We start from the raw sequence: 14,713 nt of genomic DNA, 5'->3' as shown, positions 1-14,713 counted from the left end.
TTCGTGTCAATAATTTAAAAAATGTGTTACTGTCTGGGATGTTGAAGGATAAAAAAATCAAATTTATGTATGGATTCGGTCTGGAACCGATATAGATGGACTATCTGTCAAGCCTGAAGTTTATTGCGAGAGACAGGTTTAAAGGCGTCTCCAAGCCATCGGGTGGCGGAGGAAATGGCGAGGAGGCAGCAATTGTCTTTAAGGCTGCCTTGTCCAGGTCCTTAAAGCCGCTGTTCTTCTTAATTTTTAAGTCCCTTACAGTACCATTTTTTTCTATAGTGAAAGAGACCTGAACCATCCCCTCTCGTCCAAGGACTCTTGCACGTCTTGGATAATGTTTATGTTTTTCAATGATCATCCTTATCTTGCTAAAATAGTCTTTTACACCCTTTTGACTGATTGAGGCCCCTTTTTTTGTTTGTAAATGGGAGTGGTTGGGTGGTTTAGGCTTAGATATAAGTTTCTGATTTTCCGTTTTCTTTATTTGATGCTCCTCAATTTTTAGCCTTTTTAGGGGAATTTTTTCAGTCTTGGTCTTGTGCAGTGGCTTTTGGGGAGAGGGCTTGGGTGGCGGTGGTAGAGTGGACTTTCTTTTCAGTTTAGGCCTCCTTTTAGGGACTTTTGGGACCTTTTTTTCCATATTAGAGGACTTCCTATTCTTTTTCGTTCGCACATTTTGTCTCGTTTTAGTGGGTCTGGCAGATGCCTTGGGGATCAAGGGACTGGGAGAGGGTGCCCCCATACCTCCCATGACTATTTCGATAGGAGATGGGGTCTTTTTAGGGTATGTAGGCGTTATCGGGACCGTAAGTAGGAAAATATGGAGTATAAAAGACACAAAGATAAATGTCAGAAATCTAGAGTCCATTACGTTTATTTGGTCCTAGTGGTTAAAAGTACTCTTTTCAATCCCGCTCCTTTTGCTGCGTCCATTGCCTTTACAATCAGGTGGACAGGGGCCATACGGTCCGATCGGATTTCAACTGTAGGGGCCTTTTGGCCTTTTTTTATCTGGTTCAATTCCATTTCCAGCCGGTCTGCCTCTATTGGCCTTTTATTTAAGAAAAAATCTCCTTGGCCCGATATTGAAATCACAATATTTTGTCTTTCTACTCTTGTGCCGTGAGCGCTTTTGGGAAGATCGACTTTGAAATAGCGCTCCTCTACAAAATTACTTGTTAGCATAAAATAGATGAGTAATAGGAAGACTATGTCTATTATGGGGGTGAGTGGGATACCAAGGTCAGAGGTCCCTCTATTTGAGCGACGTTTTTTCATAAGACACACCCAATCCATTAGCCTTTCTATTGTGATAGGCCCCCTTTAAAAGGAGTATTGCAATATGTTCAAGCTCATCTTCGAGATGTTTTACTCTGGACAAGAGAAATCTGTGGCCAACGATCAGTAAAAGTGCCACTGCCAACCCAAAGGCTGTAGTCAACATTGCCTCCCAGATGCCACCTGCCAGCATAGAGGCATTGACCTTACCTCCTGAGGCCTCTATGACCATGAAGGCCTTGATCAATCCTGTTACAGTGCCCAATAGGCCAAGGAGAGGGCTTATGGCACCTAGGGTGGCCAAGGTATCCATGTATTTGGAGGCGGCCTCCACCTCTGCATCAATATGAAAGTCTAGGACGGTTTCAAGCGCTTCGCTGTCATCACAACAAATACCTGCGGCCTCCTTGATCATATTGAGGGCAGGTCCTGTGGCTTCAGGAAGATCCTTGAAAAATTCCAAGATGTCGCCAGCTTTAAAGTGGGATTCCAAGGTTTTGAGAATGCCTGATTCTGACCTTCTAATCCTCCACAGATAAAAGAGCCTCTCAAAAAATATGGCAACTCCCAATACTGAGCATCCTAAAATTGGCCATACTAGGGGGCCACCTTTAATAATAAATGTGTACAGAGATTGGACCATCATTTTTAAGGTATTCAGACTTTAAATTAGTGTTACGTTTTTTAATTTGATAACATCAAAAAACAAAAAGTCAACAAACTGTCAAATCTTGTTTTGCCGTCTGCCTTGTTTTTTACTGAAAATCCCTGTGAGAAAGAGAATAAGGACAAGAAAGATAGCGACAAAAGACAACCATTCCACACCAGAGGAAGAAAATTTTTTATCCTTGTCCTCCTCTATCTTTTCCATTTTGTAGCCCTCTACCTCTCTAATTTTCTCTTGTTTCACTACGGCGTAACTATCTGAGTTTTTGTCATTTTGTCTGGAAGAATCAGATTTTGAAGGGATGTTTTCGGTTGCTGAAGTATTTTTCTTGAGTTTTGCCTGAAGTTTTCTAAACTGATCTGCCTGTTCATTAATACCCTTCAAGGTAGTCTTTTCCAAAATCATTTTGAATTTTTCTGCTATCTCAGGTGAAAGGACACCTGGAACAGAGATAATGGAGACCACCATCTGGTTTAAAAAGGGATTATTGCAGGTATGGTCACAACATGCCACGCCCTTGGTCACAACGCTCCATACGTATTCTGCAGCAATTTTTTGCACTACTTCTTTTTTAGGGGTCCAGTAGCCCTTTCTTATGGCCTCCAACATTCTCCCTGTAATAGACTGAAATGCCCATGGGTTGTTTTTTAAGAAGAAGTCCTTAATGTCCAGTCCGTATTTGTCCTCCACATATACCTCGAAGGTCTCATGCCACTTTGAAGCATCGATCTTTTCTGGAGTAGTGACCTGCCAGCCCCACATGTAATCCACAAAATTCGACATTTCTCGTGCCCCGGCATAGCCTTCCTTTTGCATGGCCTTTATCCATCTGGGGTTGAGATATCGAGCCCTCAATTCGCGACCTATGGTCTTGGCCACATCTTCAACTTCGGCCTTGTTTTTCTTGGTCTGAACGGTGATAAGGGTCTCAGGAGATCGTCCTGCTTCCTTGGAAACCGCAAGGGCCAAACCACCAAGGTATTGGAATACGTCATCATTGTCCATGGTTGCGTATAGATTCGAGGAACGTGAGTGGACAACTGCATCTACGCCCTTTAAATGTGCCTTTAGGAGTGATTTTGCACTCTTGCCCCACATTCCCTGGCCATAGGCAAATCCAACTCGATTCTCGAAAACGTCTGCGACTTCTTGATCTGTCTCCCATAGTCCTGATACAGAGGTCATTTCAGACACTCCAGTCCCATAGGAACCCGGTTTTTCAGAAAAGATGCGGACCATTGAGAGCTTTTCTGCCTCTCTTTTCTCAAGCCCTTTAGCAATAAGTTCTGATTTTAATTTCTGGCTGTGTTTGGCAATGAGATTGTCAATGTCTCTTTGAAGAGCAGCTAGTTGAATGGCCTTGTCAAGGAATTTGAGACGATCAGGGAAAAGATCCCTGTACAGGCCAGAAGGATTGATAATGACGTCAATCCTTGGCCGTTCAAGTTCTCTGCCAGGAATCACTTCAAGGTCCCGTACCCTACCAGAAGGTGTCCATACCGGTCTCACTCCAATAAGCCACAGGATGGTACATTCGTTCACTCCCTCATTTCTCTGGGTCTCTGTGGCCCAGAGTACTATGGCCACCTTCTCTGGATAACGGCCATGTTTTTCCATATAATTTTTTATCAGTTGTTGAGCCGCCTTTTTGCCAACTAACCAGGCTTCTTTTGAAGGGATTCTGTCAGGATTAAAACCATAAAGGTTCCTTCCTGTGGGGAGGGATGAGATATTCCGTACTGGGTCATTACCCTCTCCTGGCTCTACATATTTTCCGGAAAGGCCACGGACAAGGGACAAAAGCTCTTTTTTCCCAGAGGCCCTGATCATTTGGACTATGGACTCAATCTCTTTTTGGTCCAGGCCATTTTCTTTGGCAATAAGCGTGGCCGTTGCCAGTGCTGCATCCATAGGAGGTGTCCTTCCGAATGCGTGGAGTCCAGCAGGCATTATGTCCGCCCTTATCTCCTCGAGATAGGATAAGAGGCGTTCCATTTGCTCAAAAGACAGTCTCTCCTCTCCATCAATGCCAATATCTTTTAAGATCCCTGTCTTCCTTGCAATCTCTTGAATCGTTGTGATTTTTTTTTCGGCAGTTACCCCTCCCTTTGCCCTCAAGAGCCTTACGTTGTTTATGAGATCAGCAAGGGCCAAATACTCCCTGTATAGACCAGAACGTCTTAGCATTGGGGTTAGGTGAGATACCATCACCCCTCTGCCCCTACGTTTGGCCTGTATTGCCTCACCAATATCATCCACAATATAGGGATATATATTGGGTAGATGGTTTATGAGGACCTCTGGAGAGCAAGACGGGCTCAGTCCAGCCTGTTTCCCTGGAGTCCATTCATAGGTTGCATGTGTACCCAGGTGCACTATGGCATGGGCGTCAAATACTTGCACAAGCCACAAATACACTGCAAGATATTGATGATGAGGATATAGGGTGGGGCTATGGTACAGTTTTATCGGATCATCACCCCAGCCCCTTGATGGTTCAGGCAATAGCAGGATATTCCCACATCGGACTGCTGGGATAATAAATGAGTCTTTGTACTTCATGATAAGTGAGTCTTCAGGTTTTCCCCACTGCTCTAACACCTTCCTTTGAAAACTCTTTGGTAGTCTACTGAACCATTTCTTGTACTGGGCTATGGGTACTGTTATGATATTTCCTTTAGATATCATCTTGTTAAGTTCCCCAGGTGCCCAGGACCCTATGTTTCGAGCCTGAGAGAGGATCATTGCCCTGATCCTGTCCTCATCTGGAATAGGCCCTATTACATAGCCTTCTGCCCCAAGGGTAGAGAGGATGTTCTTCAGACTCTCAAAGACATTTAGGTAGCTTGCTCCCACGTTCTGTTTCCCAGGGTGGTGATTGTAAAACATGATGGCCACCCTCTTTTGTCTGTTTGGAGTCTGTTTGAGCCTGTATAGGGCCTTGAGTCGAGCTAAAAGGAGTTGAAGATTTTCTTCTATCACCTCATAGACAAAGTATTGTCTGCCAGTGGCTCTATCTACAACACATCTTCTGCCAGTAAGTACTGTTGGCTCAATGAGCCCTGAGATCTCAGGGGTTGCCATTGACCATGAGACCTCCATTGGGGACACCCCAATTGGGCTCTTTCGCCATTCAGAAAGAGTGGGTTTATATAGGGTGACGGCATTTATTACTGGTATGTCTAAGTCAATGAGAGCCTTTTTAAGCCTTTCATTAATAGATGAGTAAAATTTTAGAGTGAAGGCAATCAATAAGTCTATCCTGGCCTTACCGTCCTTTTTCATGAAGAACCTTTTTAGGACTTCAATGTCCTTTCCAAAACATGGGATGACATTAAATCCTTCCCTTTCAAAGGTTCGTATTAAATAATCCAGTGCCCCTCTTTGGCCTGGAAGGAGACTCGAAGAAAAAAAAGTGATGCCCAGCCAGGGCCTTTTGGAATTAAAGCCTTTTTTTTCCCTCAGCCAGTTGAGATATGAATCGATTTCAGTAAAAAGATCTGGGGCATCTGGATGGTATATGCCAATTTTAGGGCTCTTACGGACTTTTTCATAAGATACAGATGGATCAAAGTGGCGGTGTATTATAAGTTTTACGAGGTTTTGTATATTTTCTAAGGAGAGGTTGTCAAAATAGTTCCTAACCTTTTGGTCGAATAAAAAACCTGCCTTTTTCAATCTATCATCGTCACTTGACCCCCTTAGTGCATAAATAATACGCCTCTTGGTTGGTATGTTTTTGAGGATGAACTTCTCTAGCTCCCTAGCCATGACATCTACGATTATCACTTTTGAGTCTAGGAGAGTGCGCCTTACCTCCTCATGTTTATCTTTTAAATCGCTAATTGAGAAAAAATCTATGATCACCCTGGGGGACGGAGAAAATCTACTAAGGGCCTTTAACAAAATATATGCATCTGAGTCTATAACCATGATGGTGATCCTCTTTTGAGGCCCTACCGTATCTTGTGCCGCCAAAGGGGCATTCAAAAAAAAGAGCCAGATAGCCAGGATACTTGAAAATGCGCTTTTCATATGCCCTCCTTACTGTTTTTTTGCCTCTAGAGAGGCGTAAGCCGCAGTGAAGATGGCGGACAGTGCCTCCCTGATTGGAGAGGGCAATTGGTTTAGGGCATCACATTTAGATAAGCGCGTATGCCTTCCGATTGTCCTGGTTGCCTCGGCCTCTGCTATATCCTCAGTCACTTTCTTGATTATTGACTTGTTTTTTAAGGCAAAAGTCCTGTCGCTTATAGCCAGCATGGCATCCACAAATGATTCATGATAGGGATCGAGTAGTAGGACTTGGACCCTTTCCCAGAACCCTTCTTCTTGGTCCCTTGGGGCGCATTTCATTGCAAGGGGAAGGATTTCGATGTGTCTTTCTCTCAATCTCTGAAATATAGAGCGCCTTTCATCAATGCCGTTTTGTCTGGCTATGGCCTGTATCACCCCTTTATAAACTGCCTTTGCCATGAGTTCTCCTAACCTTGTGTGTCCCCCGGAACTGTCAAGGACCTCTCCATCACCCTCCACTACAATGATATTGTCAGTGCCTGTGCCAGTAGCCACGTGACGAAGCGGTGTATAGCTAGAACGGATGTCAAGGTCTGCGAGAGCTGCGCTCTTTGCCTCGGTAGCAGTGATTATGGCCCTTGTCATGGCCCTTTTTGAAAGTCTGTGGTTTGTCAGGATGAGGATGTTGATGGTACCTGGGCCCTTGTGTTTTCGGGCATCAGGTTCGTAAAAAGGGCCATAATCCTTTGACATGCGCTGTGCGTTTGACCTAATCCCTGCTGTTACCAGTGCATAGACTTGGATTTCTTTGTATGTCTCTTCTGCTATTGCAAGATTATCCATGTCTGCACCTGTAAAGAGTACGGAAGTAGTAGTAGGGCTGAGTCCCAGGGCTTCAAGCGTATCGTCCCTCAGTCGTTTTAACCCTGATTTGTGACTGATTCCCCACAAGGGAGGTGGATAATAGTGATTCCCTACAACCTCTATGCCGTCTCGTTCTCCTTCAAGTGTGGAGACAACCTTCATTGGGTGTTTTAGTCTTATCAAGAGGGTCTTGTTGACGAAGTCCTTGATCCTGGTCTCCACAATGGAGGCATCCTCAATGTAGGAAAGACCGATTTTTATTGCTCTTTCAGATAGACGCCCTTGGGGTAAGACAATGTTTTCAGGTGCTGAAAATTCGTCTATATAGATGGAGGCAGCGAGCCACTTCACAAAATAGCCCATGTGAGTGGAGGCCCTGCATGTGAGCTCACATGGGAAAAAATATATTCTGTTATTTTTAACTGCATCCACCTGGGCCCATTCAGGCCTCTTTAACAGTGTGTCGAGAACCTCCCTATCTCCGCCGCAACCATAGACTACCTCTGGGTTAAATCTCCTCCAGTCATTAAGGGTTACAGGGACTATAGAGCCTTTCTTCCCAAATCTCGGGGGGATTCCACCAGCAGCCCTGATGAACTGATTCTGGAATGAGTCGTCACCTGGGGCCATGATGTCCTTTCGCCCCATTATCCTCATAACTCTCTTTCGTCTGGCTTTTGAGATCCGAGAGACCTTTCTTTCAATGAGCTCAAGGTCTTTTTTCTGGAGTTCTATTATGGAAATAGCCTGTTTTTCGAGATTAAAGATCCTGCCTATGAGTTCAATGATTTGGAAGGCATCTTCTATGGTACGAGGTTCTAGATTTATTAGAATAGGAGAGGTTTTTCCCTGGGATGCCCAGCTAATAGAGGTCAAGGGGCGGAGTTGTCTTTTAGCACAGAAGATAACGTCAGGCCCTAGCTTTTTTATGAGGGGTAAGTCAGGGAGAATGAATCCACCTAATATCACAGTCTTCTTTGGTAGCCATGCAGACGGGGTATGGTATGTAGTACCTATGAGACTCTTTTCAGCACCTATCATTAGAAGAATTTCAGTTACGTATGGTACGAGACTCACCACCCTTTTGGGAGGGCGAGTAATGACAATGGTATTTCCAGAAGAGTCTTTAAAGCTGATTGGATAGTAAGTACACTCTCCCACTATAGGGAGCGCCAGGGATGCAAAGATACAGATGAGTAGACAGACAGATGCCTTAATTATCTTCATCGTCATTCACCTCTGGGACATAGACCATTGTCCCATCTTCAAGCCTGTAGGCCGTACCAAGCTTTGTGCCACGGCCCTTTCCCTTTTTGCCTGTAAGCTTCATTGCCCTAATCTTTTTCCCTTCTTTGGTTATGAGCTCCACCTCTCCCTTTTCTCCCTCCTTTGTGATGGTGACCTTGGCGTTGGGGTCAAGTAGATCCTTTAGCCTGAAGGCGGAAAGGAGCATGACCATGAGCCCCACCATAAATACAAGTCCCAGATCGAAGAGGTTTGCGACCCCAGAGAGGGGATCGTTTTCCGCGAGTTCTCTGCTTCGATACCTTCTATGGCGTCCCACAAAACTAAGGGCCATCCGCTTCCTCCTTTTTATGGTGTCCATTAATGAAAAAATCGGTGATGACCTCCATTTGCGTTATGTGTTGATCTGTCCACCTCTTTCTTACGACAAAAAAGAAATAGGCCATCATTCCCTCAAAGAGCCCTACCACCGTGGTGGTAAAGGCAACCACCAGGTCAGATGACAGACGGCTCATGTCTCCCTGTCCTAATGCCGCAAGCCCTGTTCCCATGGGTATGAGGGTGCCGATCAATCCGAGTCCGGGACCAATCCTTATTACGACCTTGAGTAACGAGAGTTGACGGTCCATTTCATAAACGGCTTCCTCCAAAAGAGATGCGGCCTTTAGTTCCCTGGTCTTGGGATCAGGTTCATCATCTGCCACTTTCTTTATGGCAGTTAAGAAATCGAGTACCACACCGGGTAGGCTGGTCACTTCCTCTTCTTTTCTTAGGCTCTCAACTAGTTCAGGGCCAGAGGAAAGACGGCTCCTCTTACGGTGGATCCAGTCGTAAAAGACACCACCTGCGTGAATGATTACCCAGCACATGAGAAACGATAGGGCAAAGAGTACTGGGTATAGAAGTGATGAAGAGGCCAGAAAAATAAATGATTTTAAAAGTGAGATAAAGTCCAGCTCCATTAATCCCTCCTTGAGACGGCCCTCTGTCTGAGTATCCCTGCAATAAACAGGAAGAAGAATAGAAAAAGGATATTGAAATCCTGGGTCGAATAGAGGGCCTTTTGCCGTATTGCCATCTCGTATACCATCTTTGCCTCTTTAAAGTGGGGGGCAGTGAGAACGTTTGTAGCAAAATAGGCCGACAGGAAGACCATGATCCAACCTAGCCGCCTTTTAGGAGTAGTGTCCGCTCTTTTGAAGAAAAGTGCAGTGAGGATGGAAGTCACAATCACCATGCCACTGAAGAAGAGAAAGGGGAGGCAGAGGGACCTAATAGGGTCCTTGGGCCATAGGGATGTGAACAGATAAACGTCAATCACAATAACCATGAGGCACACAGGACACGGAGCAGACAATATAAGCCAGGCCCTGGTGGAGCGGGCAGGAGGCCTGGTCAGTAGATATGTCCCCCATGCCATGAGTCCCGCCCACATTAAGAAGTGAATACGCATGCCTTGCTCTGCAAGGAAGGAAAAGCTCTCTTGTGAAGAGGCGAGAAGTCCATTATTGGCTACCTTTTGTGTCCCCCAAAATATAAGGCCGATGAATAGGAGGTATAGAGTTAAGGAAACTATGCCCAGTCTGAGGGAGCTTTTGTCAGAAAGGAGATATCCAAATCCGGCACCTCCCTTTATAGCAAAGACCCCTAGGGTAAATACGAGACCTATGATTAGTCCCTTTGCCTCCATAATCACACCCTCTTTTAGAACTCATAGCGATATTCGAGATACAAGGCCCTACCAGCTAAGGGGAATTCAGGTTTTTCGTAATAGTATTCATCAAAGAGGTTGTTTACCTTGAGGGTGAGATTGTGATGTTCCATGAAGGTCGCCCCAAAGGTGAGATCTACTACTGTAAAGCTATCATAGGTGATTACAGGATAGCCTGGGGTGTACCAGTCATTGTCCTTTCTCTTTCCCATATATCTTGCTAGAATACGGCCGTGGAACACGCCGTCGTCATAGTTAAGACCGTAGTTCAACTTCCAGTGGGATACGTTGTGAATGTCTGTCCATCCTGAGCCCTCTATCTTTTCTCTTGAGTGAAATAGCCTTGTGCCGTTAAAGAAGACTTCGATCTTTTTGTGAAGATTGAAAATTCTGCCGAAATCGCACTTGGCCTCCATTTCGAGCCCTGCCATCTCTGCCTCAGAGGTATTTTCGTATGTAGTTATATTTCCCACTGTGACCCGGGTGATCTTGTGGTTAACACTGGTGGTAAAGTAGGTGAGGTCTATATTGAGTCCCTTTGATGAATCCTTAAAGGTGATTCCAGCATCCCACGTCCAACTAGTCTCCGGAGAAAGATCGGGATTGCCCATTGTGATCATAGTTGTACCGCTGACCAGACGTTCTGAATAGCCAGCCATCTCATAGGCTGTAGGTGGCACAAAGGCCTTTCCAAAGGTTGAATGTAGGCTGAATAGAGGGGTGAACTTCAGCCTCAGGCCTAGCCTGGGACTGACGGTATCAAAGGTCTCGTTTCCTGGGTGAAAGTCTGTCTTATATGGAGTGCGTTTTGTCTCAACATCAAAATAGTCATATCTGATACCAGCGGAGATGATGAATCTACTATCTATAAAACGCCATAGTGTGTCTGAAAAAAAGGCCCAATTCTCCCGGTTAGAATCTGGAGTCCATGGGGCTTTTCTAGATCCATCTTTGTTATAGCTTTTGCTCTCCTCATCAATAGACTGGTAATCAAAACCCAATGTGATATCATGCCTGCCCCAGAGTCGATACAGATTCTGTAACTGGGTACCCCACCACTTGGTTTCTTTGTAATAGCTGTGGTATTTGTCTGTGGGTATATAGCCTCTGATTGAGTAGTTATATTCATACTTTTTGAAATAATCACTGGTCTCTTTTGAGGCAAAGAACACAAATTTTGACTGGTTCTTCCCCCACTTACCACAAAGTCTGACATCTCCTCCATAACGTTCCAGATCCTTTTCGCTCTGCTGTATGTCGCCATAAAATAGTGCGCCAGGAGTCTCTATGTCGTTTCCTTTATACCAGTCGCCTTTAACGTCTAGGCGCCAGTCTTTGTTAAGATCGCTTCCAAGGCGTAAGGATTCATAGTTAATGTTAAAAGTTGTACCAGGACGTTCGCCGTGGTCATTTCCTAGGTCGATGTTGTCGTTTTGATTTCTAGTTTTGAAAGTCAAATCAAAATCCAACCAATCGACAATATTGCCACCTGCGCGTGCCATGCCATTTATGGTATCAAAGCTTCCTCCCTCTACGCTAAGATCACCTGAAATTTCCCCTGATGATCTCCTGGTTATGATGTTTACAACTCCTCCCACAGCCTCTGCTCCAAAGAGAGAAGAGGCAGGACCTTTGAGTACCTCTATCCTTTCAACATTATCCAAAAGGAGGGTTGAAAGATTTGTGGCACCAGCTGGGCGCCCATCAATAAGGACCAAAGAATGCTTGGTTATACCTGAAAACTCAGGTCTGAACCCCCTTATGCTTATTCCAGAAAGGGCTCCTGGATATTCAATGACATCAATAGAGGAAGCATCCTTTTTTAAAATCTGGGTGAGATCCTGGGCAACTGTATCCTCAATATCCACTGTGGATATTACTTGAATGGCGGATGGAACATCTGAGGCAGCTACAGGAGTTCTTGTGGCAGTGACCACCACTTCCCCTAGTTCATGCAGCTGGGGTTGTTGGCCCTTGACCGTGGATGGATAGATTAGAATCCAAATCAAGGAAAGGTAGATAACAGTTGAATGGAGCCCTGTTGTGTTTCTCATAGACTATCTCCTCCTCGTTTAGTCCGCCCTCCTCAGATATGGTGCCGGCCATAGAGAAGGAGATAGGCATAGCGTGACTTATACCAGGCAAAACACTACCCAGCATGGCGGTGGCTACCGGGTCGTTTTTCACCCATAGACCTCGGAGCTCAATCCACGAAGCCCCTCGAGTTCTCCTCCCCCAGGCCGGTCTCCCGGCTTGCGGATCATCCTACTCACTGCGCCTTCCCATTGGGCTGTGCCCAACAGTGGCATCGTGCAGCTTTCGTCCCCGCTCACGGTTGCGGGTCAGCGCCGGACTCTCACCGGACTTCCCGATTATCCCTGAATATATTCAGGGCACCTGAGGTGGCACGATTTAAAATTTTGTTACATTTTAGCTTAAATGGTAAAAATGAGATGTCAAGTCCATATTATTTATGAGTGAATCAACAGCCTTTTGAAATTACATTGAAAATCTCACAAGAACGATTATGTTTTTAAATCCACTTGCGCACCTAATAAGCGGGATAGAGGCGAATCAAAGCGGGGTTTTAAAATGGGATTTGCATGGAAATTTAGATTAGTTAGCCTAATGCTTGTCGTGTTACTTTCTGGATGCGCTTTTCGTAGTCAGCACGTCTTAAGGCAGACCTCACTTGGATTCAACAAGGCCCTACAACATACATTAGGGGAACAGATGCTCCTCAATTTGGTCCGTTTGCGCTATGGAGAAAGCCCGGTCTTTTTAGAAGTCACCAGTATCTCCAGTCAATATTCATACTCAGGCACTATTTCAGGGAAGGCTGACATCAAGGAGGTTAGTCCGGACTCTTATGGCGTAAATTTGGGTTTTACTTTTGCTGAAAAACCAACATTCACCCTTATACCACTACAAGGAGAGAAGTTTGCCCGAAGATTGCTTTCGCCAATCCCAATAGACCATCTTATATTGCTTCTCAATTCAGGATGGAGAGTGGATCGAGTCCTGAGGCTCTGCGTCCAATCCCTGAATGGCATTCCCAATGCCCCTACGGCCTCTGGCCCCACACCAGAGGAAGCCCCTCAGTTTGAGGAATTTTTGGAATTGGTCTATAAGCTTGAGGCACTGCGTAAGAACGGCAAACTACGTTTTGCCTACGTTAAAAAAGAGAACCAGGCCATTCCCGCCCTGATCCTTTCAGGTCAAGGATCATTAGAGAAAGAGGTCAGAGAAATGTTGGGCCTAATAGACGCACCCTATTATCCCCTGGTAGGTCTAGAGGCTCCCAAGGGCCCATCGGTTATACAACTCGAGACCAGATCCCTTATTGGAGTCCTCTTTTATTTGTCACATGGTATTGAAATTCCAGTAAAAGATCTGGAAAATGGTAAAGCAATTATTACTCGAGATCAAGATGGTCGATATTTTTCCTGGCAAAGGCTTCTTGGAGACCTCTTTAATATTCATCAGAACGAGCAGCTACCATCAGAGGCAAACATAGCTGTAAAATACAGAGGAAGATGGTATTATATATCTGATCAAGACACGTCCACTAAATCCACTTTTATTCTATTACAACAACTTTTTGCCTTGGAAGCGTCTAAAGGAAAGGGAATGTCCCCATTGCTGACCCTACCAGTAAATTAAGTCCTGTGAGTACTTCCCTTTTTTATAGCCATTTTTTCCTTTTGAAATAGATTAGCAGCACAACGGAAATCGTAATAAATACACTCCAAAGGGCTGGATAAGCCCATTTCCATTTTAACTCAGGCATATATTCAAAGTTCATTCCGTATATCCCAGCAAGAAAAGTCAAAGGAATAAAAATTGAAGCGAAAATAGTCAACACCTTCATGATTTCATTCATTTTGTTACCTACGATAGATATGTAGATATCTAATAGACCTATCAATATATCTCTGTATGATTCGATTGATTCTATAATACGTATTGCATGATCAGATACATCTTTTAGATATATATGTATCTTTTCGTCGATCAACTCAGATTCGCTACAAAGCATTCCAGCGATCAATTCTCTAACCGGAGAGACATGTTTTCTGATGTTAGCTACTTCTCTTTTAAGTCTTTGGATTGTATTAAGCGTATCTTTAGTTGGTTCAGAAGCTAATAAAGTATCTTCAACTGAATTGATGGCGTCATCCAAAGAATCTATTACAATAAAATTTTGATCAACGATGATATCCAGTATTGTATATGTTAGATAATCTGTTCCAAATTTTCTTAATCGATCTCTTTTCGATCTAATTCGTTTCTGAATAGGATGGAAAAGATCATCCTTTTTTTCTTTGAACACAAAAACAAAATTCTTGAGAACTAAGAGACTTATTTGTTCATAGGTAACCGCGAATTGATCATTTTCAGTCGATAAACATTTGAGTACAATGTAAAGGTAGTCATCATATTCCTCGAATTTAGGTCTCTGGTGAGTATTCATAATATCTTCGAGTACAAGCTGATGTATGTCGAACATTGTTCCAATTCGTTCAACAACATCAACATTTGTTAACCCCTCGATAATAACCCAAGTTACGGTATTACTGTCCTTGTATTTTAGAATCTCATCTATAGATTGAATCGTCTGTTCTTCAAAGTGTTCTGTGCTATAGTCAATCACTGATATTCTGGTCACAGTTTCCAGAACATCACCTACATGAATAAGTGCGCCAGGAGGCAAACCAGACTTTTCTGAGACAGTGCTTAAAGATTTAGTCATTCATTTACACCAAAATATAAATTCTAGTTATTGGGCCTATCTGTATAAAAAATACAATTTTCAGCCTAATTCTTATCTGAAAATCTATTTTTCTCACAAAATCTAGTTAAAGGAATGACGGTGGGAACTGTGAGGAACCCAGCTCCATCCTTATTTTTTCTTTTTTATAACAAACGGG

12 protein-coding genes and 1 riboswitch are annotated in these 14,713 nt (G+C 44.1%); of the genes, 2 read left to right on the top strand and 10 right to left on the bottom strand.

Features of this window, described 5'->3' with window-relative positions:
* Positions 1-100: 100 nt before the first annotated feature.
* Positions 101-640, bottom strand: coding sequence for an energy transducer TonB (locus tag DBT_RS12700; RefSeq protein WP_067617264.1), 540 nt, complete (start codon positions 638-640; stop codon positions 101-103).
* Here DBT_RS12700 and DBT_RS12195 point away from each other — a divergent pair.
* Positions 582-887, top strand: a complete 306-nt coding sequence (locus DBT_RS12195) for a hypothetical protein (protein WP_161939915.1) — start codon at positions 582-584, stop codon at positions 885-887. The two genes, DBT_RS12700 and DBT_RS12195, sit on opposite strands and share 59 nt — an antisense overlap.
* Here DBT_RS12195 and DBT_RS05070 read toward each other — a convergent pair.
* The 8 genes from DBT_RS05070 to DBT_RS05035 form a co-directional block, all read right to left on the bottom strand.
* Positions 874-1,278, bottom strand: coding sequence for an ExbD/TolR family protein (locus DBT_RS05070; protein ID WP_067617260.1), 405 nt, complete (start codon positions 1,276-1,278; stop codon positions 874-876). The genes DBT_RS12195 and DBT_RS05070 overlap by 14 nt on opposite strands.
* Positions 1,256-1,924 (bottom strand): MotA/TolQ/ExbB proton channel family protein, encoded by a 669-nt coding sequence (locus DBT_RS05065; RefSeq protein ID WP_141674218.1) that lies wholly within the window; start codon positions 1,922-1,924, stop codon positions 1,256-1,258. Before DBT_RS05065 ends, DBT_RS05070 begins: the two co-directional genes overlap by 23 nt.
* A gap of 78 nt (positions 1,925-2,002) precedes the next feature.
* Positions 2,003-5,980 (bottom strand): cobaltochelatase subunit CobN, encoded by a 3,978-nt coding sequence (locus tag DBT_RS05060; RefSeq protein ID WP_067617257.1) that lies wholly within the window; start codon positions 5,978-5,980, stop codon positions 2,003-2,005.
* Positions 5,981-5,989: 9 nt separating this feature from the next.
* Entirely contained in the window at positions 5,990-8,053 is a 2,064-nt protein-coding gene (locus DBT_RS05055) for an adenosylcobinamide amidohydrolase (protein ID WP_161939914.1), read from the bottom strand.
* Positions 8,040-8,405 carry a DUF2149 domain-containing protein gene (locus DBT_RS05050; RefSeq protein ID WP_067617253.1) on the bottom strand — a complete coding sequence of 122 codons (366 nt, stop codon included), beginning with the start codon at positions 8,403-8,405 and terminating at the stop codon, positions 8,040-8,042. Before DBT_RS05050 ends, DBT_RS05055 begins: the two co-directional genes overlap by 14 nt.
* Positions 8,395-9,033: a MotA/TolQ/ExbB proton channel family protein gene (locus DBT_RS05045; protein ID WP_083186642.1), complete on the bottom strand. Its 639-nt coding sequence runs from the start codon at positions 9,031-9,033 to the stop codon at positions 8,395-8,397. Before DBT_RS05045 ends, DBT_RS05050 begins: the two co-directional genes overlap by 11 nt.
* Entirely contained in the window at positions 9,033-9,761 is a 729-nt protein-coding gene (locus DBT_RS05040) for a DUF2162 family putative transporter (RefSeq protein ID WP_067617250.1), read from the bottom strand. Before DBT_RS05040 ends, DBT_RS05045 begins: the two co-directional genes overlap by 1 nt.
* Positions 9,762-9,775: 14 nt before the next feature.
* Positions 9,776-11,836 carry a TonB-dependent receptor gene (locus DBT_RS05035; RefSeq protein ID WP_067617245.1) on the bottom strand — a complete coding sequence of 687 codons (2,061 nt, stop codon included), beginning with the start codon at positions 11,834-11,836 and terminating at the stop codon, positions 9,776-9,778.
* 167 nt (positions 11,837-12,003) lie between these two features.
* Positions 12,004-12,198: riboswitch (cobalamin riboswitch) on the bottom strand.
* A gap of 212 nt (positions 12,199-12,410) precedes the next feature.
* Here DBT_RS05035 and DBT_RS05030 point away from each other — a divergent pair.
* Positions 12,411-13,445: a hypothetical protein gene (locus DBT_RS05030; protein ID WP_141674217.1), complete on the top strand. Its 1,035-nt coding sequence runs from the start codon at positions 12,411-12,413 to the stop codon at positions 13,443-13,445.
* A 22-nt stretch (positions 13,446-13,467) separates the two neighbouring features.
* Here the strand turns inward: DBT_RS05030 and corA are convergent, their stop codons facing one another.
* Positions 13,468-14,535 (bottom strand): magnesium/cobalt transporter CorA, encoded by a 1,068-nt coding sequence (corA, locus tag DBT_RS05025; protein WP_067617239.1) that lies wholly within the window; start codon positions 14,533-14,535, stop codon positions 13,468-13,470.
* Positions 14,536-14,713 lie beyond the last annotated feature (178 nt).

The organism is Dissulfuribacter thermophilus (assembly GCF_001687335.1).
Classification (GTDB): Bacteria; Desulfobacterota; Dissulfuribacteria; order Dissulfuribacterales; family Dissulfuribacteraceae; genus Dissulfuribacter; species Dissulfuribacter thermophilus.
The sequence above is the reverse complement of the archived record's forward strand: the minus strand, read 5'-3'. Positions and strand labels throughout refer to the sequence as shown.